The organism is Leptospira johnsonii (genome assembly GCF_003112675.1).
Lineage (GTDB): Bacteria > Spirochaetota > Leptospiria > Leptospirales > Leptospiraceae > Leptospira_B > Leptospira_B johnsonii.
The window spans coordinates 422,874-449,778 of sequence record NZ_BFAY01000007.1 but is presented as its reverse complement, the minus strand read 5'-3'; the positions used below and the strand labels follow the sequence as shown (position 1 = coordinate 449,778).

Sequence of the window (26,905 nt, the reverse complement as noted above, 5' to 3'; positions counted from 1 at the left end):
AAGATAAGATCTCCCTGGGGGTAACCCCCTGAAGAGCCCGGGAAGATGACCCGGTTGATAGGTCACAGATGTAAGTGTGGTAACACATTGAGTCGAGTGATACTAATAGCTCGTGAGGCTTGACCATATTACGAAATTAGAACGTTATGTTCTATAGAGTAAAACCGAGAAAAGACTTACTTCTTTTTTCGGTGGTGACAACGCCAATATAGCATCCACCTTCCAAGTGGATGCTAACATGAACATCCATACAAGATGATCAGCAACAGTGTGAAATATTCGCAGTTATAACGTTTGTAGAAGTAATCTACACTTAAAGCCGATGGTGAAAGCCTTCGGCTTTTTTATTTGGTGGGGGGATGGGGATGTGTTAACGAAAATAGATTTTCGCGTGTGATACGAAGCAGAGCGATTATGTGAGTTATTTCTGTTAGAAATTTAATCAGTATTCCCAATCAATATGGCTGATCGGGAGTCGATTGAGTTTTTCTCTTAAATCTTTCCAGTTTGAGCAATACTTGCTCATCAAAGAGTTGAATCGTGGAGAATGGTTTTTTTCGAAAAAATGAAGTAGCTCATGTACGATAATATATTCAATGCATTCTTTTGGTTTTTTAACTAATTCTAAATTAAGCCAAATTTTTCGTTTTTCTCTATTACATGATCCCCATCTCGTTTTCATAATGCGGATTGAAAATTCCACGTTATTCAAATTCAATTTACGTACCCAATGATTGAAAATCGGTTCAGAAATCTGCTTAAGTTCTTTTCTATACCAATCTAGTATTAGCGTGTGCTTTTTCATTTTTGAAATTCCGGGAGGAACGCAGAGATCGATATAGGAATATTTTCTTTCAATGCTAGGTCGGGTAGAACCTTTGAAGATTCGCAATAGATATCGTCTTCCTAAGTAATAATGACTCTCTCTGGAGATGTAGTCTCTTTTCGTTTCTCTGGCTTGAGCTTTGAATTTTCTCTGTTGCTTCTTGATCCAGGAAAATTTCGAAATTGTATAGATCCGAATGGTATCCATATCCATTTCTTTGGGGGCAGAAATTCTAACCCTTCCGTTAGGCGGATATACACTTAGATGGAGATTTTGAATTTCTTTCTGGATTACTTCAATATAGACTCCACCCAATTCAAATTCGTTTTTATTCATATTCCGGCTGCTCTACCAGGATTTTAAAGATTCTTTCCACTTCTTCCGCGTTTTTGTCCAGCGCTTTGTAGAGCGCATGCTTTAGGACTCTTTCCTTTAGCTCGTTCCCTTTCCACCCGTCGGGCTTTTCAGTGAGGATTGCGGAATGAATTTTCTGAGCTAATTCTTCATTCTTTCCAAGGTTATTGTAAAGAGCTCGCAGTCCTTTTGATTTCAAACTTTTCGGAAGGTCGTCATTTTGTCCTTTGGAAACTCGCATTGCTATTGCAGCAATAGATTGAAGATACGTTTCATAGTTTAAAGCTTCAAATTTTCTTCTCTGAATCAGCGAAAATAGTAATTCACTCATCTCGCTATAGAATGCTGGATCTGACAGATGATTTTGGATGATTTTCTGGCGAATATTGTTTTCAATTGTTTCCGCCGATGCTTCATGGTCAACTTGGATTGCTTGTGGTAGAGCTTCGATGGCTTTCGCAATACCTAATTTTTCTATAATATCCAAAAGTGCCATATCATCGAAACGGGATATTTTTCTCGATTCATCGGCCTGGATATAGTGATCGATCAAGAAGTGCATATCCGCTTCATACGATTTGAGATCAATAATTTCATTACTCGCTCTTCGGATTGTTTCCCTCAAGTCGCGATAGAATTCAACTCGCTCGTGAATTCTTTCGATTTCGGTTGATGTAAAATTTGCTTCTTCGAGTTCGTTACAAATATTTGAAAAAGATCGAACTAAATTTGCAGTTAATTTGTAAAGTGAGGCTCGTCTAAATTCTGTATCTCTTAATTCTTCAGGAACTTCGGGATTTCCGCAAAAATACTGAATATAATGAAGCAGGGATTTTGGGTGTTCGACTGATTCGCAGAGTATCTCTATTTCTTCTAGTGCATTCTCTAATTTATCTTTGGCTGTCTTTAAACGATCTTTAAGGATGATTTCGCTATCTTCCCTTGTGGCATTTGTTAAATCCATTTCAGAAGTATAAACGGCGACGGCATTTTCTACTTTCTTGAATAAATCTTTATAATCTATAATATAACCGAATTGTTTCTCCTCTCCATCCAATCGATTAACCCTGCAGATTGCTTGGAAGAGTCCATGGTCCTGCATTGATTTATCTAAATAAATATAGGAGCAAGAAGGCGCATCGAAGCCGGTTAAAAGTTTATCCACCACGATTAACAATTTCATTTTCACAGGCGCCTCGATAAAGCTCTGTTTCGCATCATCTTCATAAGATTCTGTCGATTTGATCCCTAACAGATTTTTATACGTTTTATAGATAAATTCTTTTTCCGTTTCAGTATTCTCGCCGGTATCTTCCGTTCGGATATCTCCTGTAGATGGATTGTAAGAAGTAATGATAGCGGATTTATTCTTCAGTTCCGTGTTCTGAAATAGTTCGTAGTATTTACAAGCTTCATATATACTTCCTGCGACCAAAATTGCGTTTCCATACTCCGAACTTAGAATAGGTTTCGTGCTAAAATCGAAAATTATATCTTGGACGATCTTTTCCATTCTGGATTTGGAACTCAGAACCTTTTGCATCGTGCCCCATTTCTTTTTTAACTCATGTTTTTGATAATTATTGAGTCCTTTTGTCTTTGCTTGGAACCAAGTGTCCACTTTTTCCGGAGAAGAGAGTCTTTGGTCGATATCACGAGCCTCGTACATCAGATCTAATACGACTTCGTCCTCTACGGCTTCGTTGAATTTATAAGTGTGGATGTACCTTCCGAAAACTTCTAAGGTAGTTTTTTTATCTTTCTTAAGGAGCGGGGTGCCTGTAAAACCGATGAACACGGCGGTCTTTAAGATTGCCTTCATTAAAAGTTGGAGTTTTCCAGATTGGGTGCGATGGGCTTCGTCTACAAAAACGAAAAGTTCACCTTGAGGGACAACAGAGGAATTTTTGATTTCGTTTAAGAAGGCATTGAAATCATCCACATCCCTTCTTCCAAATTTATGGATCAATGAGCAGAGGAGCCTTGGTCTTGGTTGGCCTAATTGTTTTAATAGGTCCTGACCGCTACTCGTTCGATATATTTTCTCGCCTGCCTGCTCAAACACCTTTTTGATCTGCTTATCCAACTCTTCGCGGTCTGTGATGATTGCAACCCTGGCATTCGGATTGTTTTCCAAAATCCATTTTGCGAGAAATACCATCAGAATACTTTTGCCACTACCTTGGGTATGCCAGATAATCCCTCCTTCTTTTCGTTCTACAAATTTTTGGGCGGCTTTGATTGCGAAATACTGATGGGGGCGAGGAAGTTTTTTGGTACCTCCATCGAATAGAGTGAAATTATGGGTGATCTCTAAAAGTCTTTGCTTATTACAGAGTTTAAGAAAATACTTATCGATTTGGAGTCTGGATACGTCTTCGACATCTTCCTTCCATTTTAGAAAATATTTTTCTTTGGTTTCGATAGTTCCGTAACGCAAACCCTCGGTATCGTTTCCGGCAAAAATAAATTGAACTGTAGAGAAAAAATCCTGAATGAATTCTGGTCTTTGATTTAGAATGCTCTGGCGAATTCCTTCCCCGATGGAATGGGTACTGCTCTTAAGCTCGATGACTGCCAACGCAATTCCATTTACATACAATACTAAGTCCGGTCTTTTTTCTGCCCGGCCATAGACTGTCACTTCTTCTGCGATGGCAAAATCGTTCCGCGTAGGATTTTCCCAATCTATGACCGGAATGGTAAGTGTATTTTCGCCTACTTCTTCCTTGACCGGGACTCCATACCGAAGTAAAGAATAGAATTCCTTGTTTTTCTCATATAGTGTCTTTTCGTAGTTTGTAGCGGTTCTTTTCAGAATGTCCAAAGTGCGATCGATCTGAGTGTCCGGGATTTTGCATCTTTTTAAATAATCAGTCAGCAGAGTGGATTCGACATTGGAATTGCTTCGGGATTTCCAATTTCCCAGAAAAGAATATCCTAACTCTTCCTGGAAAAGGCGAACGATCCTATCCTGGGTGGTTTTCTCCGATTGTCCGATCTTGTCCATATTAACTTTTGAGCAACTTGAATTGGATTTGGTAACGATAGAATTCGATATTTTGAGTTACAGCAAGCGCTCTTTTTATTTTAGGATCATCTTCTAAAGCAATGATAATTCCTTTTACGGTCTGGTTTTCTTCGGCTAATTCTTGGAGGACAAAGCCCATATAACGTTGGATTTGTCCAACTACAGAATCGCTGGCTCTTCCTTTTTTGAGTTCGACGACCAGCAGTTCTTTTTTGTCTTTGCTAATTGCTAAAATGTCGATATTTCCACTATCTACCCGATATTGCTGGCCAACAGGCTCACTTCCTCTTCAAAAATATCGTATTTTTTCCCAAGTTCGGTTTGGCCCCAATTGGCAACGAGAAAATCTTCTAAATGTTTTTCTAATGCAAAAACATTCGGATCCTCTACAGTTTCATCTGTGGAATATAAAGTGGGGAGTTTGGGACCGACCAAAAAGGATTCGATTTCCGACGCATAACGAGAAACATCGCTCACAGTTCCGATGGATCCGGAAGAATTTCGCAATTCCTGACTCATTTCCCTACGGTCTATGACTCTTTGGTACCAATGGACTTTCCTCCGATGAGGGAGAATTGCCCCTGATTCATACCAATAATTTTCCGTCACTTCTCCAATGGCGTACCCTCCAAAGCCATTAGGAGAGAGAACGATATCTCCAATCTGGATTCCTTTGGCAATTGTATACAAGGCCCCGCAGGCGAGCCCGGCGGAAACTTTTCCTTTTTCGGGATTAGCTTGTAGATAGACTGGAATGTATTTCCGATTAAACTCTTTCCAGTTTTCCGGAAGTTTACTTGTCAGATCCTCATAGATATCGAAATCGCAACCGATGAATCCTTCACGTATGCATTGGTCTGCGTAAATACTCTTTCTTCCTAACATGATCCGGAAATATTGTTTCATACAAGGCGGATTTCTCCCGTAAGTAATTTTTGCATCATTCCTTGTTTGATCTGTTTGTATTTGGAGATCTTTTTTTCCAAGGCTTCGATTTCGGAATCTATGTCGGACAGGACTGTCGCGATGGCGGTTTGTTCTGCGAGAGTAGGGGGGAGTTTTATATCCATCTCTGAAATCGTATTCATTTTAATGTACGGAGTATTTCCAGCATTGACTTCTGTATTGATTCGATTTTTGAAGTTTGATTCCAAATATATCTTCAAATAAATCGGATTTGCTGTGAAATCGGTTAAAACATAAGTTCTTTGATAAGCGTTGAATTTCCCTTTAAAATAATGAATATAGCCCACGTTAGCTCCATTTCCAGAAATTAGTAAGGCTTCGGTATTAAAAGCGTAGTAATCGATATAATAGTATTCTTTCGCACATGTATAAAATCTATATTCGCCAGTTTCTGACATGGCATTTGCGTCTAATTTTCCTGTGGTAATTTTATTGCATACATCAGCAAGATTCTTCGTTTCCCATTCTACAGTAAACCCCGGCAATCTCCGCTTTCCTGTTAGAAGCTCTTGCATTGCTCCTTGTTTAATCTGTCGTTTTTTAGAGAGAAGAGTTTCTAATCGAGCGATCAGGGCATCGGTGTCTGAGAGGACTGTGGCAATCGCTTCTTGTTCGGCGAGAGTGGGAGGGCGCGGGATTGGATATTTTTTTAATTTTTGCCCATTGATATTTGCTTGGCCTACCGCAATACTTAAAACTAACCTACCGTGTTTTTTTGCAGGTTTTGTATTAAGGAAATAATTTAAGTATTCAGCATTAAGTAGGGAATCTGAAACTTTTATGCGAATCAGATATCCCGCGAAAATTGCGGGACGTTCGCCATTATAAATCGCTGTTTTTCCTACAAGGTCAATTGTATTGGTCCTATTGAAAAGTACATTGCCTTTATTTAATAAATACTTTTGAATCTCTGTTTCATTGTCTGTGAAGACAAGATTATCCCAATCGATCTTCCCGTCTTGGATATTGCCCATTCGCAATACTGGAATTTTACCAACGAATTTCGATTTGGTCGAAGACCCATACTCGATATTATTTATGAGGTTTCCAAGCGTTGCTACCTCCCAATCTTCCGGAATGATCCCCACTTCCGTTTGCTTATATCCCTTCCTCACTTCCATACGAACCCCATTTTTTCCAGATGGGAATTTACCTTGGATTCTAAGGATTCCACTTCGGAAAGGATATCTTTCACGGGTGTTTCATAACGTTCCGCCAGTTCTTGGATGCGTCCGGTAAGTCTTTGGCTGATCCGATTTTGTTCGGACTGGACGTCTTCGGAAAGTTGTCGGAACCATTTTTCTTCTACTACCAAAGTTTTGATTTCTTCGGTTTTTAAGGATTTGTACTTTGCTAAGATCTTGGTTTCTAATTCTTTTTCTGCATTTTTGATCTTACGGTTGGACTCGCTTTCTTTATCGGCAAACTGTAGATATGTTTCTATGGCATGTTTTTCTTCCTTGGCATCCGGATCGGAATGTATTGTTTTGAGTCGGGCCAAGGCGAGCTTAGGGGAAAGGCTGTCTTTCTCCGTCTTGCATTCAGCAAGCAGCCCTTCTTCTCCTCCTTGCTCTTCTTCCAGTTCTTCTAATTTTTGAACCAAAGTGTCCCGTTCTGATTCTAAGATTTCTATGTGACTGAGTTCTTCTTGGAAAAAAATTCGGCCGATAATCGATTTTGGGATCAGCTTTCCATCCTGACGGAGGATTTTGCCTTTTTTGTCTAACTCGGTTTCTATTTCGGTGCCGACCTTCCAACCATCTTCTACAATGAGATACACGTCATCCTGCATGGATTCCAACCAATGAGTCATGAGGTGTTGGTAGACATCATATTTATCGAGTAAAGGAATGGAGCTAAAAGTATCTAAAAGAGATTCGGAAAGTTCTTGGATAAAGAGTTTTGGTTTTGTGGTCTTTCCGATCGATTTGCAGAATTCCAGATACTCTTCTTTCCATTTCGAAAAGATTGTTCCCACTCGTTTTCCGAACTCCAGAAATTCAGGATTGGCAAAAATCGTTTTTTTGATTTCTTCTTTCGGAATCTTTAATTTCATATACCCTTTTCGGTCCTCCACAAATAGTGAATAGGAGAGACCGGGACAAATTTCCCAATAAGAATGCAACGCATCTATATCCGATTTTGGGATTCCTCCCTGGAGATGTGCTTCTATATCTTGGATGTCCTCTTCTTCTTGGCTATCGATGTATCTTGGGATATTTAAATTGTATTCCTTCTCTCGGATTTCAGATACGGGAACCCTTCTGCTATATTTGGGAAGTTCGATCTGTTTATTAAAAATATCTACAATCTTGTGGATATCCTGTTCTCGGAGTCGGTTTTTGTTTCCGTCTTTAATAAATCCTTTGGAGGCATCGATGATAAAGAGCTCTTGTCTTGTTTCGGCCTTTTCTTTATCGATGACTAGGATGCATGCTGGTATTCCTGTTCCGTAAAACAAGTTAGCAGGAAGTCCAATTATTCCTTTGATGTATCCTTTTTGGATCAGATTTTTTCGAATCTCTGCTTCTGCATTTCCTCGAAACAGAACCCCATGTGGAAGAATGATCGCTCCTTTTCCTGTACTTTTCAAAGACCGGACGGCATGGAGTAAAAATGCAAAGTCTCCGTTTTTGGAAGGGGGAATTCCGAAGTTTTTGAATCTCTCATATGGATCATTGACAGGATCTACTCCATTGCTCCAAGACTTAAAAGAAAAAGGAGGGTTGGATACAAAATAGTCGAATTGTTTTAAAGAACCTTTATCCGATAAAAAAAGCGGATTAGAAAGTGTGTTCCCTTGTCTGATGAGAGCTGATGGATTGTCGTGGAGAATCATATTCATCCTAGCTAACGACGCAGTTGCGACATCCATCTCTTGGCCATAGAGCGTTAGTTTTTTTCCCGCTTCGTCTGCGACTTTGAGGAGCAGGGAACCGGATCCAGCGGTTGGATCATACGCAGTAATATCGGAACGATTGCTGGCCGAAACTCCGATTACTTTTGCCATAATGCGACTCACTTCGGAAGGAGTATAGAATTGCCCCTTACTCTTTCCACTCTCCGTAGCAAAATGGCGCATCAGATACTCGTATGCATCCCCTAGGATATCGTCCCCATCCGCTCGATTGTTAGAAAAGTTTAAGGCTGGATTCTCGAAAATGCCAATCAGATTGGTGAGCTTATCCACCATATCTTGACCGCTTCCTAATTTGTTTACGTCATTAAAATCAGGGAAATCGGAGATTTGATTGGCCTCTCCAATGGGTCCTAGGATTTTTTTATTAATATCATCCCCAATGGTCTTTTTGCCTTTGAGAGCGATCATATCTTGAAAACTAGCTCCCTTTGGGATAACAATCGGAGAGAATTTTTCGCCTGAATAACGGTCGCTGATGTATTTCACAAAAAGCATTACAAGAACGTAATCCTTGTATTGGGACGCGTCCATTCCTCCTCGTAATTCGTCGCAGCTTGCCCAAAGAGATGAATATAATTCTGATTTTTTAATTGCCATAAGCCTGAGCTTCGATTCCCAAAAGTTTCTTTCTAGAATAGTTATAATTTCTTCGTAAGATAGACTCGCAAGGCTTTATTAAGTTTTCCTTACAAAGCGTTTCGTCCTCGTCAATTTGTGTCATTAATCATTATCATCCCTGGCCCGGACAAATTTTTGAATGTAGATTCCGGACTTCGGCGGTTAAAAAAGTAGAGACTAGGAAGGCGGTCATTTTCAAAAATTGACATAATTCAGGAGTAGGCTTGATTAAAAAAGCTTGTTTACCTATAAGTAAAGTCTAAGATTGTGGAAGCCAAGAATAGAAAAGAACATGGTGGCTGGTTAATCCAAAAAGGAAAGAGGTTCAGTATAATAGCTGCAATTGCGGAAAACGGAGATTCACCGTTCTTTGAATATTTTTCGGATTTGAAAAAGCGACTGGAAGAGCTTTCCGGCAAATCTGCCGAACTCATGAACTTTCGGAGATTAGATCACTATTTCCGAAGATTCTCTGAATCTGGACCTTGGTTTATTAATACCCAGATTAAAAAGTTAGGAGGTGAGTTATTCGAATTTAAAATTATAGAAACTGGGCTAAGGGTCTTCTTCTTTTACGATCCTGATAACCAAGCTGTAATCGTTCTTACGCACCAGTTCGTAAAAAAGCAGCAGAGAACGAAAAAGGAAGAGATAGAGAGAGCGGAGAAAATCCGTGCTTCTTTTTTAAGGAATAGATAATGATCGATAGATATGACTTCGTGTCTGATGGTTTAAGCGAATCCACTACGGCTAAGTTGGATTTGATGCGCGTGGAGACTGATGCGGTCATGCAGACCGCCGAGCTGATTTTCAATGCGATGCAGGGGGCCGGATGGAACCAAAAACAATTGGCCGCCTCTTTAGAGGTCACTCCTGGATACGTATCTCGTTTATTGAGTGGAGCTGAAAATATAACAGTAAAACAAATCTCCAGGGTATTATTTAAATTAGGAAGACATTATATACAAGAGAGTTGTCCAATCGGAACAGATTATTTTCGGCATATAAAGTTTGGATCTCAGTATAAATTTGAAAAACGAGAGCATACCCAAGAAGGACAAATTGAGAATAACGGATGGGCAATTTTACGATTTGATAAGGATAATATTGTAAAAGACCAGTCAAATGGCAATTCTTCCGATTGGATTGGTAAAGCTGTATGAATCAATCAGAAGACAAGTCTGTCAATAAAGTTCGGTTCAATTATGCCGTAATGGTTGCTTGCGAATTCCGGAGAGCTCCAATCTTAAAAGAGAATAGCAGCATAAATTTTTTCCCCACAATTTTTACGGAATCAAATGTCGAAGATGGAGTTTCCGCCCGACATTTTGGGATCCGATTGACGAATGACGATCAAACTATGGAATGTTACGTGGAATATGTTGGCGTTTTTCAAAACATAGGTGCTGGACAAACTGAGTTTGAAAGGTTCTTAAAATATAACGCTGTTGCTGTGCTAATTCCTTACGTTCGAGAAACCATCCAGGCAATTCTGCAAAGATCTGGTGTTCAATCTTCACCCTTTCCTATTATCAATGTATTTGAATTTGTAGATCAATATGAGAAGGAGCTGGAAGAAGGAAAGGTAGTATAATAGATAACTGAGTTCTTCTATTTTTCTCTCCCCCCGCTGCGTTAGTATGCAATGTGTTGATTCGGACTTTTGGAGTCCGTTTGAAATTTTGCTTCACTATCTTCAGTAGCCCGGCCCGCGAGTTTTCAACAAAAGTGCTATTATTGGTGTTTTACTCGCGGGAACGCCAAGCTGAACGAGGGTGCAAACTTCGGCTTTTTGGTTTTAAGGTGCAAAATGTTTTGTCTTTTCCAGTGAGAGGAATGAGTATGATCGCCACAGGCTATATTTATGGAAGCTATACAAAAAGATCCAAAGTTAGAACCCAAAGGAACTTCCCTTTGGAGAGAATTAAGAAAAGCGCTTACGGGAACGGAAGCGGATTACACACAGATTTCGCTCGGCAAGGCCGTTTTCCTACTATCTGTTCCGATGGTTTTGGAATTGGTCATGGAGTCTGCATTTGCAGTTGTTGATATTTATTTTGTGGGCGCTTTAGGTCCTTCTGCAGTTGCCGCAGTCGGGCTTACCGAGACATATTTGTTTCTTCTGTATTCTCTCGCCATTGGGATGTCCACTGCAGTGACCGCGATCATCGCTAGAAGGATCGGAGAAGGGGATAAGGAACAAGCCGGGATTGCCGCTGTTCAATCCGTTTTTCTCTCCATACTTGTTTCGTTACCTTTTGCTATCTTCGGAGTTTGGTTTGCGAAAGATCTTCTTTCACTCATGGGTGGAGATCCTTGGGTTGTGGAGCATGGATCTCGTTATACTCAATGGATCTTTGGCGGAAATATCGTAATCATGCTTTTGTTCGGACTCAATGCGGTTTTTAGAGGTGCGGGAGACGCAGCAATCGCAATGAGAGTTTTATGGATTTCTAATGGTCTTAATATGATCCTGGATCCGATCTTTATCTTCGGCTTTGGTCCAGTCCCGGCTATGGGCATCGAAGGTGCCGCCATCGCTACGAATATCGGAAGAGGGGTCGGAGTTCTTTTTCAAATCTATCTGCTTCTAAAAGGTGGAAAACATATCCGAGTGCTTCGTTCCCAAATTAGTATTCACTGGAAAATCATCTCAGATATAGTTCGCACTTCTCTTGGTGGGATCGGACAAACTATTATCGGAATGACTTCTTGGATCTTTCTTGTTAGGATTATTTCTGAATTTGGGAGTGAGGCGGTAGCAGGAGCTACGATCGCTCTTCGGATCATGATGTTTACTCTAATGCCTTCTTGGGGAATGTCGAACGCAGTTGCGACGTTAGTTGGCCAGAATTTAGGAGCGGGGAAACCGGATCGTGCAGAAAGGTCTGTTTGGATTGTTGGGGTATGGAATATGGTCTTTCTAATCGGAGTTTCCATCTGCTATTTTATTTTCAGAGAATCTCTTATGTCGATCTTTTCTGATGACGCGAAAGTGATCTCTATCGGTTCTGAGTGGTTAGGGATAGTTTCCTATTCCTATTTTGTATATGCTTGGTGGATGGTCAGTGTTCAGGCCTTTAACGGGGCGGGAGATACTACCACTCCTACGTTAATCAATCTTGTCTTTTTTTGGATGCTTCAAATTCCTTTTGCTTACGTTTTGGCGAAGGTTCTTTCTTTCGGATACTCTGGAGTATTTTGGGCAAGTATGATCACGGAAACTTCTGTGGGATTGTTCACTCTTTGGTTATTCCGAAAAGGTGGATGGAAGACTTCGAAGGTTTGAATTCAATTACTTGAACATCGTTGTAGTGTATGAGGCGGTAACGTGAGCATTGATTTCCGATAGGAAAATTGAAGTGACCGAAACCGCTTTTTGAATAATTAATAATACTTCATTTATAGTATTATTTTATTCCGAAGCCGGCCTATTTGCTAATCGGCTGTTATGGTCACATTTACGACACCGATAATTTGTCCCGCCTTTAAATCCGGGAACCATCCGTTATATACATTATTAAAAACTCTATAGACTACTCGAGCCTTTCCAGGAGTTGAACCGCTAATATTAAAACTATCTGAGTAGTTGGGAAAACAGTCATCTAAATCGAGGGTGCCCCAGTTGCCACCATTTGAGCCACTTGAAATTGTAACATTCGTACCTTCTTTACTTCCAAGGAAGGTTATGTTTACTATATTACAACCGGGTCCGTATGGAAGAGTACCTGAAACCGAGTAACTCCCGCTATTCCCCGCTGTAAAGATTACTGGCTCGCTAGGAAAGCTCATCCAACTGATTGGTTCTACATTTAAAGGGGGTAGACCATTTGATTCTAATAATGAGAGCAGAGGAAATAGATCTGTATCGTCGCCTTTTGCCTTTTTTTCGTATGAATCGAAAAGCAAATAAGTCCCGCATTGGACTTGTAAGAATATAAGTAAAATGTAGAAGAAGCTAGATACTCGTTTCACTTTTAATTTCCGGGATAGAATAGTTTAACATTTTCGACTATTTGCTGCAAGGTGGATTTTTAAATTCGATAAAACTTATGTATAATTTTGGAAACGAAGTAATTCTATTTCTCCAAGAAATTTCTTATACTTGGGCTGCTTTATTATTCTTGATTGAAAATCTTCTGATCTTCGCTTGTTCGGTGTATATTGGAAATCTGCTGGTTAAACGTTATGCTCATCGCCGTATTGTTCCGACCCCTCCCAAAATCGAGTCTAAGGAGATCTTATTCGCGATCTCTACTATACTCCTTAATACTATTGTTACATTGATCGGGCTTTGGCTTTGGAGAACAGGTTCTATTCGATTCCGGAATGATATTGGGGGCCTTGCGTTATTTGATATTTTGATCCTTTTTTTGCTTATGGATATAGGCATGTATGCACTGCATAGGATTGCTCATATTCGGTTTATTTATCCATTCGCTCATAGAACTCACCATGATTATGATAAACCTCGTCCTTTGACTCTATTCGTTCTCAATCCTCTGGAGGCTCTTGGTTTCGGCGCCCTTTGGTTATTGGTGATCTGCGCTTATGATTTTTCTTGGGCGGGGATGATTATTTATTTAGGATTGAATGTAGTATTCGGAGCGATCGGTCATTTAGGGGTAGAACCTTTGTCTGAAAAATGGCTTAGGTCTTCTTTGTTCAAAGTGCTGACCACTAGCACATTTCATGCAAGACATCATCAGGATGAAGATCATAATTTCGGTTTTTATACCTCTATTTGGGACCGGATATTCGATACTTATTCTCCATAGAGAATCTAGGATCGAGTTAGGGGACGTAAGGAGCGAGGCGGACCATGTAGTCCGGGCCCGCGAGATTTTTTAAAAGGTTCCATTATTGGGGTTCCTGCTCGCGGGAACGCACTAGAGTATCGATTAATATCCGTGAGCCGTCATGACCTTTTCAAATTTTTCCAGAAGTTTGTGATCGTCTTGGTCGTTTGGATGGAAACCTGGAATATAATATTCTAATATATAAAAGATCACCGCCCAGGCAAAACCAGGAATGCCAAAGAAGAAGCGAAGATCTCTAATGATTTGGCTCGGATTCGGAATCCCAAAATAGAATAATGCCCTGATCGTGCCCACGATCGCTAAAAGACCGAGAAGTTGCACTGCAATCGTCATTCCCAGTATCCGAGTGAAATATCCTCCGCCGGAAGCCTTATACACGTCATACGCTACAGCCTTATGTTCTAATTCTTCCAATGCATGCCATTCGATCACTTTCCAACTGGTAGGATCGATCCAAGAGACGCGTTGTTCAGGCAAAGAAAGTAAAAATCTTCCGAGAGTAGCGGTGAAATGTTCCGCAGCTGCAGTGATTGCAAGAGCAAGTCGTTTGCCCCAAACTGGAAAGAGCTTCAAAATATTTTTTTCTAATATGTCGAAGAATAACCAGCAGAATATTTTTTCGTGACTGCGGAAATCCAAACCGATCTCTACGAATCTTTCGTTCATTTTATCATGAACGTTTCCGTGGACAGCTTCTTGTCCTGCGAATGCTTTGATCTCGCTTCTTAAGGCTGGATCGACTTCTTCGCTGAATGCTTTTACGGAACGGATGAAGAAACGTTCTCCTTCTGGAAACAATACACTTAAGCTAGAAAGGAATGCCGTAAAGAATGGGATCTTTTTACCGAAACCTCTTTCTTTGGCGATGTCTTCCAGAGGGAATTTCGGTTTACGTATTTTTGGTTGGACTCTTGTAGATGTCGCTTGGCCCATAATATTCTCCTAATATAGAATCGGTTGGATTTTCGATTTTTCTTTCTCCATCCTTTGGATTTTCACCGCTCATTAGGGAATATAAAAGATATATTGATTCGGACCTTTTATCTATTCCTTGAGCTTTGTCCGATCTCGCAGGGAATAGTTACCTTTTGGATCATTGTAACGATTGCTACAATATTCGGTCAATCCCAATCCTGGAAAAATAAATGACCAAATTGAATTTAGAGCTTGTAAGGACGAGGAAAGGAGAGAAGAAGATAGAAACAAACACTGCTCGGAGGCCGCAATGTCTAAGGTTTGAGAGATGCCTCTTCTATCTTTACCTTTCCGGTTTTTTCTAACCACTGCGGGAAATTCTGAAGACCGGGATGTTCTCTTCGCAAAGAGTCTAGATCCACTTTCGGATAACCTTCTCGATTGATCCACTCTGTCAATAAACCCAAAATTTTGTTATGAGAATATACCGTTTCGAGCGGTATCCTCATATATTCTATTCTTCTGTCCAAATACATGGAAAGTATATCTACAATTTGTAATGAAGTTAGACTATCTCCTACGAGGTCGATCGTTCTCCCTGAATATTTTTCCGGATTTTCGAAGGCTAATCCAGCAAAGACTCCAATATCTTCAACAGAGATTAAATGTATGCGACTGTCCGGAGATACTGTTTCGTACAAAAGTCCGCCAGGTATACCTGAGCGAGAATGGATCAAGTTTTCCATAAAACCTGTCGGTCTTAGGATCGTAAAAGGTATGCCTAAGCTATGTATGTATTTTTCTATCTCCCATTTATGGGTCCGGAAGCTGGCTTGTCTTTCTGCTCCAATTACTGAAGAGTAAACTAAATGAGAAACTTTTGCCTTCTTACACGAATCAGCGACTAACTTACCTACTTTAATTTCGTTTGCATCTGTAGATTCATTCGGTTCCCATTCAGGGGGTTGAACGCTGAATACCCCATATACGTCCCGCATTGCAAAATCAAGGGAAGAAGGATCTTCCATAGCACCTTGGAAGATTTCCGCTCCAAGCTTTTTCAACCTTAAGGAATTTTCTGAAGAAGGGTTTATAGTGAAAGCTCTTACCTTCCAGCGGTTTCTGAGTAAATACTTTGTAGTCTCTCCGCCTTGTTGCCCGGTTGCTCCTAACACCAATGAAGGTCCGCAAGATCAGAACGGGACGCCCTCCCAAGAAAGTATCTGAGGGTATATCCGACAGGATATTGGATATTGCTTTAGGGCTTTTTACGACCCAAGGATTTACCGCCACTTCTATTGAGCAGGTTGCTTTAGCTTGCAGTGCGGGCAAACATACGATTTACAGGCGATTTAAATCGAAATCGGACCTGTTCTTAGCTGTGATGGAATTTCAAAAGAAGAAATTTATCGATCTACTCGTTCGGATCGAGTGCAAGAAGGAAAGTCCTCTCGAAACTTTAAAGGAATCTTGTAGAAGGTTACTAGAGTTAATCGTTTCGGATCAGATTGCAAACTTATATAGGATTACCATTTCCGAAGTGGAACATATGCCCGAGATCGCATCTAACTTGCAATGCGAAGAAAGTCCTTCTTTTCTTAGGATCCTTGATCTTGTAATTGCAGCGCAAAAATCCAATGAGTTGGATCCTATAGATCCAAAATTTTTGACTACTCAGTTGCTTCAAGTCATGACAGGATATCCTTTGAACGAAGTTCTTTTGGGGAGTAAAGAATTCCGTTCTCAATCTAAACGTTCCAAATATTTTGAGAAGGCTTGGATCCTATTTATGAGAGGGGCAAAAAAGAAGAAGGTCCGTAAACGATCTGTTTGATCTTTTTACCGTCACTTTCGCTCAAAACGGACAAGAAAGCCTGAATTTAAAGCGAAGATATTTTTACTTTTTTCTAAACTCGATTTCTAAATATGACAGAATTTGTCATATTTATATTGTAATATTCTATATACGGATCCGAAAATTCGATCCACTTTTAAGATCCGAAAAGGAGTTATCTATGAGCATGAGAAAATATTCTGGAAGTTGTCATTGCGGCGCGGTCCGTTACGAAGCGGATTTAGATTTGAGCGCAGGCACAGGTAGATGCAACTGTTCTTTTTGCAGAAAAGTCCGAAACTGGTCCATCATCGTTAAACCGGACGCCTTTCATTTATTAAGCGGAGAAGACAGCCTTAGCTTTTACGAATTTAATTCAAAAAGTAGCAAACATCATTTTTGCAAGAATTGCGGAGTAAGAACCTTCTCGAAAGGGTATATTGAAGAAATCGGCGGAGCATTCGTAAGCGTTGCCATTTCAACTTTAGATAATGCCGATCTGAATGATTTAATCGAAGCGCCAGTATGGTATGCAGACGGTTTGAATAATAATTGGCATAACCAACCCGCTGAGATCAGACATTTATAGTTTTGAGGTTCTATAAGGAGCCTTAGAATTTTAAACTTAAGAATTTTTATGAGTGAAATTTATGATCACCTCGGATTATCGATCGGATTTATTAAATTTTTAAATTAAATTAATATATCGAATGAAAATTGATTTTTCTGTAAGAAGATTTCTATTGTTCTGCATCCCATCAAATTCGTAAATTTTTTGGATCTCATTGGCGGACAAAAGTGATTTCGGGATCGCGAATATATTTCTGCGAAGGAAGGGAGAGTAGCGGTTGATTTTTATTATTTTTTCCATAATTGAAAATCTCCTCTCTTCTCGTTGATTAGCAACCAACAAACATGAAATATTTTTTTTCTCAAGTTACAAAAAAAAGAACAAATGAGCCGTTTATGGTTTGGATTTTATCGCCAAACGGAAGGCGAACCAGTCCCATTTTCGTTTAAAATCCTTGTCGGGTATAGGATCCCTAAACATTTTTGCGTGAAATCTAACCCTTTTCTATAAGTTTGGTTAAAGGAGACTCCGGACTGACGTTAACGTCTTAGGAATAAGGAAATCGATCGAGTGTAATACGATTTGGTCTCCTTTAGAATTTCCGCCATAGAGAAACCGCGAGTGCTTACCATACATGATCAAAATTTCTAATCTTCATAAATCTTATACTTCTAACTTGTTGTTCGATGATCTGAATCTGAGTTTAAATCGGGGCGAAAAGTTGGGTCTTGTCGGGAGGAACGGTCACGGTAAGTCCACTTTGTTTCAGATGATTTTGGGGAATGTGGAGCCGGATTCCGGTTCAATTACTGTCCCGAAAGGTTATAAGATCGGGCATTTACAACAGCATTTGAAATTTACTAAGCCTACAGTGTTGGAAGAATGTGCGCTCGGTCTTCCTGAGGGTGAGGAATACGAGACTTGGCAGGTTGAAAAGGTTTTGTCCGGTTTGGGTTTTTCCGAAGCGGATCTGGAAAGAAGCCCGGAGGAGTTTTCGGGTGGTTATCAGATCCGGATGAATTTGGCAAAACTTCTGGTTTCCGGTCCCGACTTACTCATGTTAGACGAGCCGAATAACTATCTGGATATTGTTACCATCCGTTGGTTGGAGGAATTCCTACGGGAGTGGGAAGGTGAGATCATTTTAGTCACTCACGATAGAAGTTTTATGGATAGTGTGGTGACTCATACTGCTGCGATCCATCGCACGAAAGCGATCAAGGTCCAAGGTGATACGGATAAACTTTATAATCAGATCAATCAGGCCGAAGAAATTTATGAAAGGACTCGTTTGAACGAGGCGAAAAAAAGAAAACAAGAAGAGATCTTTATCGCTCGTTTTAAAGCCAAGGCGAGTTTTGCAAGTCGTGCCCAATCTAGAGTAAAAAAATTAGAGAAGCAAGGCGAGATGAAGGCATTGGAAGAGATCGAAAGTCTGGAATTGTATTTTAATGCAGCACCTTTCGCCGCGAGCCAAATGTTGTCTGCAGAAAATATTTCTTTCTCTTATTCAGGACAGGAACCTTATTTGATTTCAGATTTTTCTTTGAGTGTTGGAAAGAGAGATCGGATTTGTATTATCGGTAAGAATGGTAAGGGTAAATCCACTCTTTTGAAACTTCTTGCCGGGGAACTCCAACCAAGTTCAGGAAGGATACAAAAACATCCTGTATTGAAGGAAGGTTATTTCGGTCAGACGAATAAATTGAATCTGAACGAGAATGCAACTGTCACTGAAGAGATCATGAGTGCGGATAAATCTTGTACTGAATGGCTCGCGAGAACTATCGCCGGTGGCTTAATGTTTTCCGACGATATGTCTTTGAAAAAGATCAAGGTACTTTCGGGTGGTGAGAAGAGTAGGGTGATGCTTGGAAAAATTTTAGTTACTCCTTGCCATCTACTATTTTTGGATGAGCCTACCAACCACTTGGACATGCAATCCTGCGATGCATTGATCGAAGCCATCGACGAGTTCGAAGGTTCCGTCATCATGGTCACTCACAACGAAATGCATCTTAGAGCTGTTGCCACCAAATTGATCGTTTTTGACAATGATACGATCCGGATTTTCGACGGTTCTTACGAAGACTTCCTCAAAGACGTTGGTTGGTCCGACGAGGACTATTAGGAAAAGTTAATTTTCTTTTTTACGATTTACTTGGGCGGTCCTCCCGCTTTGCGGGAGTCGTGCTGCTACGGATTCGCGCATTCGCGCTCATCCGGGCGGAGCCCGGACTAAAGTCCTTCGCATCACTACCGCGGTACTACTGAATGTTGATTTCAATCATCCTTTTTTGACCAGCCAAGCGCTTAGAACCAATAATCCTAGGCCGATCATCTTTTGGACTGAGATCGGTTTTTCAGGAAATCCTAATATACCCCATTTTTCCAATAAGATTGAAGTGACTACTTGGCCTAATAAGAATAAGGCAATCCAGCTCGTAGCTCCTATTTTGGGTGCAAAAACTAAGGAGGAAGTAACTACGATAGCTCCTAAAAATCCTCCGGTCCAGATCCACCAGGGTTGTTCTTTGATTGTTTGCACTAAGAACGAAGTGGATTTCATTTCTCCTAAAGCAAAAGTTATGATCCCTAACGCTATGGTCCCAACGAAAAAGGAAATGGTGGAAGCAAGCCAAGGACTTTCTATGTTTTTGCCTAATATGGAATTGATACCGGGTTGTATGGACATAGCAAGTCCAGAAAGAAGCGCAAAGACTATAGGTAATAATAGATTCATACGTTGATCTTGGATCGACCGTATTTTTTTACGAGTTGTTTGGAAATTTGAAACGAAAGAATTTTTAAAATATAAATGGCAAATTCAGGAAAAGTAGTTAACGTTTATATTTTTTTAGGACTTTGGGAAGAGAAACGTTGAAGTCTGCCTTTGCCTTTGTTTCTCCGTTTACAATGATTTCCAGTTTATGGATCCCGGCAGAGTGTATTCTAGTGGTCATTTGTTGGAAAGATTGTTTTCTTTCGTAAACTTTTGTCTCTTTGGGAGAAAATTCTCTTTCTTCTATCTGAAACACCTTTGTGGAAAATTTCCCGGAAGGTTTTAGATAATGGATCTTAGATTCTAATCTGTAAAGTGTGGGCTCTTTTGCCTCCGATCTCAATTCAAAACGATATACTAAATGTTTTCCGATCTCTACAATTTTAGGTTGGAGGTCCAACTTTGAAATTTTAACAGATGTACTTTTAGCAAATCCGAAGATAGAAAGTGTATCCGAATTACCTTGTTTTAATAAACCTCTAAGCGCATGTTTTAATAAAAGATCCGTATTTTCCGATTTACCCATCCATTTTTTTGCGATCGAGATCACTAAGTCTGGATGATCTTTAGAAATATCGTTTAGATGATTGGCGACACTTCTGCGGACCACTTCATCTGGATCGTTTTTCAAGTTTTCTAAAATGGAGAGAGTTCTTTCAGGATCTTTTTTTAATCCTGGGATCCCTTTTCCCCATGGCAATCTTGGTCGGGAACCTTCACTGGCTAATCTTCTGGTTCCTGGATGAGAATGTTTGGACCATTCTAACATTTTTTTCCAAGCGATATCCGGATATCTGATCAAAAACTCTCGGATAGAAAATTCACAAGAAATAATTTGAGTGATCTTTTCCATGCAGTATAAGGATTCTTCTGGATAATCGATACCTGAGATCTCAACTGTTTCCCCTAAAAAAATGATATAGAACCTTTGTGTACCGGAGAATTTTTTCTCCAGAACTTTCGAAATTTTTAATAAAGGTGAAACAGCTTTTGGAAATGGTTTTGGAAGAGAGTTTGATAGGACTTCTGCAATTCTGTTGATCCTTTGTTTGAGCTCCAACTTCTTCCAATCTTTACGTTTGATCTCTTGGACCCAATCTTCCGGTCGTTTATGAGATAACACTGTGGAGAATTCGGTCCCTAGCTCTAATAGAGCCTTGTCATTGTAAAAGTTTTTAAGCGCTTCCGCCATAAACTTTGGTATAATCCATTTCCCAGTTGGAGTAGGTAGTATTTTTCGATATTTGGTTCGGAAAAGTCTTGCTGATCGCAAAAAATATTAAATAGGATACTTGCGTCGGTTTGCTTTAAGTAATAAAAAATGATTCGCGGAAATCTATATTTTATAGATTAGATACACTTACGTGAATATCGCATTGACAAGATTGAAACATTTACATGTTTCGGAACCTCAATATTCAACTCCGGAAAAGGTGGTAGAAGCTTTAGGCGCCATCCAAGGTCAGGACTATGCCGCCTCTAAATGGGCGATTGGACTCAGGGCTCCTAGTTTAAAGGAAGAAGATATCGAGTCTGCATTTTTGGATAAAAAGATCATTAGATCTTGGCCTCTGAGAGGAACATTGCATGTGGTTTCCGCCAAAGATATATATTGGTTATTGGATTTATTAGGTCCTCCTACGGTCTCAAAATACGCAGCTCATTACAAGAAAATAGAATTAGATCCTAAAGTATTAAAAAAATGTTATTCTATTCTTTCCAAAAATCTTTCGAACCAGAACTTTCTTACTAGAAAGGAAATATCTTCCATTTTAGAAAAATCAGGAATTATCACGAATACTACCAGGTTATCTCACATTCTGCAAAGAGCAGGTTTAGAGGGATTAGTCTGTTTTGGTCCAAGAAGGGACAAAGACTTCACATATACTTTGATCGAAGAATGGCTCCCGAAGATCAAAAGAGTCAAAAAACCAAGGGAAGAAGCTCTTTATGAGATCACTAAAAGGTATTTTGATACTAGGGCGCCGGCAACCATGGCGGATTTTGTTTGGTGGTCCGGTTTGGGTATAAAGGACGCAAAAGTCGCCATAGAAAGTCTTGGATCGAAATTAACCAGCTTTCAGAAGGATGATCATATCTATTATATTCCTAAGAAGATGGATATAATAGATAAGGACTCGGATACTTTGTTCCTTCTTCCTGCATTCGATGAGTTCTTATTAGCATATACAGATCGTAAAGACTGTATGGATCCGCCTCCTAAAAGACTTTTAACTCCTGCAGACGATCTATTTAGGCCAATATTAGTTATTAATGGTTGGGTGAGTGGCATTTGGCAAAGAGAATTAAAAAAAGAAGATGTTATCCTCAAAGTAATTCCTTACAAACCACTAAGTGTAAATTTTAAAAAGAAACTTAAAAAAGCAACGGAAGAATATGCAGTATTTCTTGGAAAAAATCTGATTTTAGAAGTTTAGTCTGAGAACTCTATTAGTAATTTATGAATTAGATCGTAGTTTTTCCAGGGCAGAAAATGGCCTTCTTTTGGAAGAAGAAACGTTTTTGTTTCTCTATAAAAATTTTTTTGGATGAATTCCGGATTTTTGGGATCTACAAGTCCGTCTTCTTCTCCTTGGACTACAATTATATTAGCTTGGATTTTTTTCCATTCTGGAATTAAACTTCTTAACTGTTCTCTTAAAGGTAACATTTCAGAGTTACTGTGAGCCCATTCCTCCGGTAAGATCCAGCTTGCGATCCAAGTGTCAGCTACCTTGTTGTACCATTTTATCTCTTCTGTTTCCGGATCCATGGCTGCCGCTAATAAAAACAGATATTGAAATTTTTCGGGAGAAAGTGATGCCATTCTCGCGGCGACCGGACCTCCATAAGAATGTCCTAATATAGAGATTGATTTTTTCCCTTTTTGCATTTCGGGAAGTTTTGTCAGACTTCCTAAAATTTCTTTTGCTTGGATGTTTACATCTGCGATCGGTCCGAAAGATTTTCCGAAGCCTGGGCGGTCCACTCCAAGCATACAATACATTTTTAACAATTCAGGATCTTTTAAATATCGGAGATAATTCGACCAAGTGCCTGGGGAGCCATGAATAAAAATGAGGATCTTATTCTTTTCAGGTTTACAACCTGTGCTGATCCAATGTAAGGCTCCTTCTTCCTTTTCGTTTTGTATAAAGTGTTCTTCGTAGAATATGTCGGATTCTTTGAGTTTTTGGAACGCTTTATCTTCTTCCATACTCATTTCTTCATAACTGCTGCAATAGAAAGAAAGTAAAAGTAGAAGAAGTAATTTTAACTTTTTCATAAACGAATTCAAGAATGACTATATAATAATTCGCCCAATCTCGAAATCGTTACGAAAAATCCTTTTATACGAAAATTTTAATGAGCAAAAATATCCCGAAATTCGCTCCGAATACTATATAGAAAAATGTCGGGGGAGAAGGTTCCATTTGTTTGTCTATTGCTTTGTTCAGACTGGTTTTAATAATTTCTTCTAAGACGGAAATATCTTGGGTTCCTTTTTGCTCGTAAGCTGCAGCCACTTCTTCTGCGAATTCCGCGACTCGGATCTTTTTTAAGAAAGTTTGTAAAATGAAACGAAGGACTTTGGGCCAATTTTCCTTTTCTTGTAAAAATGTAGGCAGATCTTTTAGTTTAGAAGAGATGAACTTTCCCCAGTTCTCTATTTTTTCAGATCCGACTTTCTTTTTGATCATTTCGGAAAGTGTTTTGGAGATATTATTCGTAAACCATTCTTTGTTTTCCGAGACCAGGTTGCCTAATTCTCTTCCTAAAAGATATTTTTTGATTCCGAGGAAATAAAGAAAAGGAAACAAAAAGGCAAACCCAATAACCAGAAGAACGATTGGCCATAACTCTAGAACTATTACGATCAATGCAAGTACTGCCCCGATCCCTCCTGCTCTTGCGATAGGCATTGGCCCCAGGTCGGATGCAATACTTTTCATTTCAGGAAAACAGAATGCTAATAAAAATAGATTAAAAATAAATCCCAGAAAGAGCGCTATGGAAGAAAGTAGAAATATTTTTGCGGAACTTTTGACTGCAGTTTTTACGAATGCTCCAATCTCTTCTTTCATTAATATATCTCCGGATACGTATTTCTTACTAATAACGGATGATGCTCTGTCTTTTTGAGCGTTTTATTTCCGTTGCCGGAAAGGATCCAAGGGTCCTTATTGAGGGACATCTTAAGAATAGAATCAAGGAAAAAAAGAAGAAGGTCCTAAGTTTCCGGAATAAATCCTCTTCTCATAGTATTTTCAGTGATGCTAATCGGTTCTAAAAATTGTTTTAGATAATCCGGGCCACCTGCTTTTGCTCCTACTCCTGAGAGTTTATAACCTCCGAAAGGTTGTCTATCCACTACTGCTCCAGTGATCCCTCTGTTGATATATAGGTTCCCGACTTCGAACTTTTCTTTTGCATATTGTATGTTCTTTGGGTTTCTGGAGAAGATCCCTCCTGTAAGAGCATAATCCACGTTATTCGCTATTTTAATTGCGTCTTCGAAATTTTTAGCTTTGAATAAGGTAACGTAAGGTCCGAAAAATTCTGTTTGTCCTAATGGAGAAGTTGGATCCTCGCTTTCAAAAATGATAGGCTCCACAAAATGTCCTATATACTTTTGGTTTTCTTCTATTTTGAGTTTGCTTATGATCTTAGAAGAGAACTGAGAGGCTATACTATCCAGCCTTGTTTTGGATTCTGAATCTATTACAGGCCCGACTTTTACGGAAGGGTCTTCAGGTAATCCGGGTTTTAGAGATTGTAATGCGTCTATAAATCTGCTTTTGAAGGTATCGTATTTAGATTCCAAAAGTATAATGCGTGAAAGTGCGCTACATTTTTGCCCTTGGAATCCGAACGCAGACTGTATGGACGCGATCACTGCCTCGTCCAAGTCGGCGTCTTCGTCCACGATCATCGCGTTTTTACCTCCCATCTCAGCGACCACCTTTTTTACGAATTTTAGATCTTGGGAGGCGGCTTCTCGGATCATTCCTAATCCTACGGCTCTGGAACCTGTAAAATTGATCGTACGGATTTCTGGATGTTTAACTAAATAGGCTCCGATCTCTTCTCCTTTTCCTGGTAAAAAGTGAAGTGCAGAAGAAGGGATACCAGCTTCTATCAATATATTAAAAAGTTTGAATGCAATTGCGGAAGATTGTTCTGCAGGTTTCATGATCACCGGATTTCCTGCGACCAATGGAGCCACAGTCATTCCGCAGAGGATTGCCAGTGGAAAATTCCAGGGAGCGACTACCAAGGTAACACCCCTTGGTATGTATGTATAAACGTTTTCCTCTCCTAGAAGATCTCTTTTTCTAGGTTGGAAAATGTTCTCCGCTTCTTTCGCATAAAACTCACAGAAGTCGATCGCTTCCGCAATTTCTGCATCTATATCTTTTACCCCTTTTCCCACTTCTAAGGAGATCAATGCGGTGAGTTCCGCTTTTTGGGATCGCAGAATGTCTGCTGCTTTTTTTAAGAAATCGATCCGTATTTCCGGTTTCGTGCTTTTCCATGTTTCAAAAAATTTGAGCGATTCTTTGGTAGCTTCTTCTGCGTCTGCGACGGAAGCATAATGTATATCTGCGATCTTTTCATTGGTATTCGCGGGATTGAAAACCGGAACCACTAAAGATGATTTTTTTGTTTTTCCGGAGATGATCGGGAATACTTGTATCGGGAATTCATTTCGAATAGAAGTGAATCCTTTGTTTAAGATGGATCTTTCTTCTTCTCTGGAAAAGTCTCTTAGGGTTTCATTTTGAAAATTGGAATTATGGTGAAGGCTCATTTTTGTTTCGTATTCTCCAAATACAATAATCTTTCCCTATCTTTGCTGTTTGCGTTAATGTTTTTTAGAAAGCCTTCGTTTGTGGAATTTTCGAGTAACCTTCTTACCAAGTAAGCCATTCCAGGGATCACTTCTCCGATGGGAGAATATTCTCTTACTGAAATCCCTAAACTTCGAATTGCCTGTTTGTAGGAGTTCCCCATTCCGTACAACATTTGTACTTCGAAAAAGTTTTCCGGGACGGAATATTCTGCCGCTCTCACAAATGCGGAGGAAAGACTTCTTATATTATGAGAACCGAATGCGGGTCGAATATGAGGGTAGGACTTGAGCAGGAGCACTGAACATTCTTCGTAATTTTTATCCGTATCAGATTTTCTCAGAAAGACCGGAGGTTCCCAACCTTTTTGAGCGGATTGGGTCATCTCGTATTCCCAATACGCACCCTTTACCAAACGGACAGTCAATGGGTATTTTCGTTTTTTAGAATATTCTATTACTTTTTGTAGATCTTGCTGAGAAGCCTTCAGATAAGCTTGGACTACGATCCCGAAATGAGGATAGTTTTCGAATTCAGGCTCAGAAAAGATCCGAAACGCAGTATCCATTATGATATCCTTGGTCTCGTACTGTTCCATATCTAGATTGATAAAAATATTTTTGGAAACGGCAGAATGGAGGATCGGCCTCAACTTCTCCATTAAATGAGTCACAGAAGATTCATGCGCAAGCGGATCTAGTTGGGAATAGAGTGAAGAACATTTTACGGAAACGTTTCCAGTAGGTTCTCCAGGAAATTGAGAGTTTCGTATTTCCGAAAGTTCTTTGTCCTTGGAAACTTCTTCCAATAAAAGTAAATACTCTGAGATATAACGTTCTGCTTCTTTTTCGGAAAGTACGGCTTCTCCTAATATATCTATTGTAGAGCAAATGCCGTTTTTATATCTGTCTATGATCTTTTTGCGATCGGAGCCGTAGGTCCTTCCTAAGATGAAAAATTTTGCGGTAAGCCTGATCCCGAATTTAGCGCCTAATGCAACAACTACCGAACTGAGGCGATTGGATAAAAATATCGAAAGAAGTAGTAAGATCCATTTAGGAAGTTCCGTAGGAGTTTCGACAAAATAGATTCGGATATAACGAGAGATAGAGGAAAGAGAGCTAAGGCTCGGAAAAAGGTCTGCGAATCTAAATGCCTGTAGTTTTAAAAGAGGGCGGTTTTCCAAAAACAAAAGACTTTTGGAGAACAATCTGTAAGTGCTAAAAAAGCCATCTTCGAAGGAATCGCTCAAACGAAACAATTCTCTTCCTTTTTCCAAGATCCTTTCTTGAAGATCTAAGGAAGAAGTGACTGCTTTGGGTTCGTTTTCTTCTGTCGCCTTCATTCTGTTTTGCCATGCGAACCTTTCTGAAAGGCTTTTGCATCCACTATTCCCGAATCAAATATTACGAGTTG

Annotated in this window: 24 protein-coding genes and 1 rRNA gene; 10 read left to right on the top strand and 15 right to left on the bottom strand. The window is 39.7% G+C overall.

All coding sequences use genetic code 11. The features are described from left to right. Positions 1–127, top strand: a 23S ribosomal RNA gene (locus LPTSP_RS07515); the annotation flags it as partial. Between the two features lie 315 nt (positions 128–442). Here the strand turns inward: LPTSP_RS07515 and LPTSP_RS07510 are convergent. Genes LPTSP_RS07510 through LPTSP_RS07490 form a run of 6 tightly spaced genes read right to left on the bottom strand, consistent with a single transcriptional unit; the run spans position 443 to position 8,694 of the window. Then, positions 443–1,162: a M48 family metallopeptidase gene (locus LPTSP_RS07510; RefSeq protein ID WP_282432932.1), complete on the bottom strand. Its 720-nt coding sequence runs from the start codon at positions 1,160–1,162 to the stop codon at positions 443–445. Next, positions 1,155–4,190 (bottom strand): type I restriction endonuclease subunit R, encoded by a 3,036-nt coding sequence (locus LPTSP_RS07505; protein WP_108928178.1) that lies wholly within the window; start codon positions 4,188–4,190, stop codon positions 1,155–1,157. The genes LPTSP_RS07510 and LPTSP_RS07505 overlap by 8 nt, the downstream gene beginning before the upstream one ends. A 1-nt stretch (position 4,191) precedes the next feature. Then, positions 4,192–4,437 carry an endonuclease NucS domain-containing protein gene (locus LPTSP_RS19215; RefSeq protein ID WP_245915501.1) on the bottom strand — a complete coding sequence of 82 codons (246 nt, stop codon included), beginning with the start codon at positions 4,435–4,437 and terminating at the stop codon, positions 4,192–4,194. Positions 4,438–4,463: 26 nt separating this feature from the next. After that, entirely contained in the window at positions 4,464–5,117 is a 654-nt protein-coding gene (locus tag LPTSP_RS07500; RefSeq protein WP_217350167.1) for a restriction endonuclease, read from the bottom strand. Further along, entirely contained in the window at positions 5,114–6,298 is a 1,185-nt protein-coding gene (locus tag LPTSP_RS07495; protein ID WP_108928177.1) for a restriction endonuclease subunit S, read from the bottom strand. The genes LPTSP_RS07500 and LPTSP_RS07495 overlap by 4 nt, the downstream gene beginning before the upstream one ends. Continuing rightward, a complete protein-coding gene (locus tag LPTSP_RS07490) occupies positions 6,289–8,694 on the bottom strand; it encodes a type I restriction-modification system subunit M (RefSeq protein WP_108928176.1) in 2,406 nt (801 codons plus the stop codon). The genes LPTSP_RS07495 and LPTSP_RS07490 overlap by 10 nt, the downstream gene beginning before the upstream one ends. Before the next feature lie 288 nt (positions 8,695–8,982). On the opposite strand from LPTSP_RS07490, the gene LPTSP_RS07485 reads away from it, so the two are divergent. From LPTSP_RS07485 to LPTSP_RS07470, 4 genes are all read left to right on the top strand, one after another. Continuing rightward, positions 8,983–9,414: a type II toxin-antitoxin system RelE/ParE family toxin gene (locus tag LPTSP_RS07485; RefSeq protein ID WP_108928175.1), complete on the top strand. Its 432-nt coding sequence runs from the start codon at positions 8,983–8,985 to the stop codon at positions 9,412–9,414. After that, entirely contained in the window at positions 9,414–9,878 is a 465-nt protein-coding gene (locus LPTSP_RS07480; protein ID WP_108928174.1) for a helix-turn-helix domain-containing protein, read from the top strand. The genes LPTSP_RS07485 and LPTSP_RS07480 overlap by 1 nt, the downstream gene beginning before the upstream one ends. Further along, on the top strand, positions 9,875–10,309 hold the full coding sequence (locus LPTSP_RS07475; RefSeq protein ID WP_108928173.1) for a protein-export chaperone SecB: 435 nt from the start codon (positions 9,875–9,877) through the stop codon (positions 10,307–10,309). Before LPTSP_RS07480 ends, LPTSP_RS07475 begins: the two co-directional genes overlap by 4 nt. Positions 10,310–10,579: 270 nt before the next feature. Beyond that, a complete protein-coding gene (locus LPTSP_RS07470) occupies positions 10,580–12,004 on the top strand; it encodes an MATE family efflux transporter (RefSeq protein WP_108928172.1) in 1,425 nt (474 codons plus the stop codon). A gap of 149 nt (positions 12,005–12,153) precedes the next feature. Here the strand turns inward: LPTSP_RS07470 and LPTSP_RS07465 are convergent, their stop codons facing one another. Continuing rightward, entirely contained in the window at positions 12,154–12,690 is a 537-nt protein-coding gene (locus tag LPTSP_RS07465) for a hypothetical protein (RefSeq protein WP_108928171.1), read from the bottom strand. 77 nt (positions 12,691–12,767) lie between these two features. On the opposite strand from LPTSP_RS07465, the gene LPTSP_RS07460 reads away from it, so the two are divergent. Continuing rightward, positions 12,768–13,493 carry a sterol desaturase family protein gene (locus tag LPTSP_RS07460; protein ID WP_108928170.1) on the top strand — a complete coding sequence of 242 codons (726 nt, stop codon included), beginning with the start codon at positions 12,768–12,770 and terminating at the stop codon, positions 13,491–13,493. Between the two features lie 123 nt (positions 13,494–13,616). Here LPTSP_RS07460 and LPTSP_RS07455 read toward each other — a convergent pair whose 3' ends face one another. Both LPTSP_RS07455 and LPTSP_RS07450 read right to left on the bottom strand, forming a co-directional pair. Beyond that, positions 13,617–14,468, bottom strand: a complete 852-nt coding sequence (locus LPTSP_RS07455; protein WP_108928169.1) for a metal-dependent hydrolase — start codon at positions 14,466–14,468, stop codon at positions 13,617–13,619. Between the two features lie 296 nt (positions 14,469–14,764). Then, entirely contained in the window at positions 14,765–15,625 is an 861-nt protein-coding gene (locus LPTSP_RS07450) for an NmrA/HSCARG family protein (protein WP_167396417.1), read from the bottom strand. A gap of 71 nt (positions 15,626–15,696) precedes the next feature. Here LPTSP_RS07450 and LPTSP_RS07445 point away from each other — a divergent pair, with 71 nt between their 5' ends. The 3 genes from LPTSP_RS07445 (at position 15,697) to LPTSP_RS07430 (ending at position 18,986) form a co-directional block, all read left to right on the top strand. Further along, the gene (locus tag LPTSP_RS07445) at positions 15,697–16,284 is read left to right on the top strand and encodes a TetR/AcrR family transcriptional regulator (protein ID WP_167396416.1); all 588 of its coding nucleotides are present in this window, start codon (positions 15,697–15,699) and stop codon (positions 16,282–16,284) included. A 181-nt stretch (positions 16,285–16,465) separates the two neighbouring features. Then, complete coding sequence (locus tag LPTSP_RS07440) at positions 16,466–16,873, top strand: GFA family protein (RefSeq protein WP_108928166.1); 408 nt, start codon at positions 16,466–16,468, stop codon at positions 16,871–16,873. A gap of 616 nt (positions 16,874–17,489) precedes the next feature. After that, complete coding sequence (locus LPTSP_RS07430) at positions 17,490–18,986, top strand: ABC-F family ATP-binding cassette domain-containing protein (RefSeq protein WP_108928164.1); 1,497 nt, start codon at positions 17,490–17,492, stop codon at positions 18,984–18,986. A 156-nt stretch (positions 18,987–19,142) separates the two neighbouring features. Here the strand turns inward: LPTSP_RS07430 and LPTSP_RS07425 are convergent, their stop codons facing one another. Together LPTSP_RS07425 and LPTSP_RS07420 are read right to left on the bottom strand one after the other, a co-directional pair. Beyond that, the gene (locus LPTSP_RS07425) at positions 19,143–19,598 is read right to left on the bottom strand and encodes a DMT family transporter (RefSeq protein ID WP_108928163.1); all 456 of its coding nucleotides are present in this window, start codon (positions 19,596–19,598) and stop codon (positions 19,143–19,145) included. A 97-nt stretch (positions 19,599–19,695) separates the two neighbouring features. Next, on the bottom strand, positions 19,696–20,829 hold the full coding sequence (locus tag LPTSP_RS07420) for a DNA alkylation repair protein (protein ID WP_108928162.1): 1,134 nt from the start codon (positions 20,827–20,829) through the stop codon (positions 19,696–19,698). A 172-nt stretch (positions 20,830–21,001) separates the two neighbouring features. On the opposite strand from LPTSP_RS07420, the gene LPTSP_RS07415 reads away from it, so the two are divergent. Next, positions 21,002–22,075 carry a winged helix DNA-binding domain-containing protein gene (locus tag LPTSP_RS07415; RefSeq protein WP_108928161.1) on the top strand — a complete coding sequence of 358 codons (1,074 nt, stop codon included), beginning with the start codon at positions 21,002–21,004 and terminating at the stop codon, positions 22,073–22,075. On the opposite strand, the gene LPTSP_RS07410 is transcribed toward LPTSP_RS07415, so the two are convergent. From LPTSP_RS07410 to LPTSP_RS07395, 4 genes are all read right to left on the bottom strand, one after another. Then, complete coding sequence (locus LPTSP_RS07410; RefSeq protein ID WP_108928160.1) at positions 22,072–22,923, bottom strand: alpha/beta fold hydrolase; 852 nt, start codon at positions 22,921–22,923, stop codon at positions 22,072–22,074. The two genes, LPTSP_RS07415 and LPTSP_RS07410, sit on opposite strands and share 4 nt — an antisense overlap. A gap of 64 nt (positions 22,924–22,987) precedes the next feature. Then, positions 22,988–23,722: a hypothetical protein gene (locus LPTSP_RS07405; RefSeq protein WP_108928159.1), complete on the bottom strand. Its 735-nt coding sequence runs from the start codon at positions 23,720–23,722 to the stop codon at positions 22,988–22,990. Between the two features lie 146 nt (positions 23,723–23,868). Continuing rightward, positions 23,869–25,449 carry an aldehyde dehydrogenase family protein gene (locus tag LPTSP_RS07400; RefSeq protein ID WP_108928158.1) on the bottom strand — a complete coding sequence of 527 codons (1,581 nt, stop codon included), beginning with the start codon at positions 25,447–25,449 and terminating at the stop codon, positions 23,869–23,871. Further along, positions 25,446–26,834 (bottom strand): proline dehydrogenase family protein, encoded by a 1,389-nt coding sequence (locus tag LPTSP_RS07395; protein WP_108928157.1) that lies wholly within the window; start codon positions 26,832–26,834, stop codon positions 25,446–25,448. Before LPTSP_RS07395 ends, LPTSP_RS07400 begins: the two co-directional genes overlap by 4 nt. Positions 26,835–26,905: the final 71 nt, after the last annotated feature.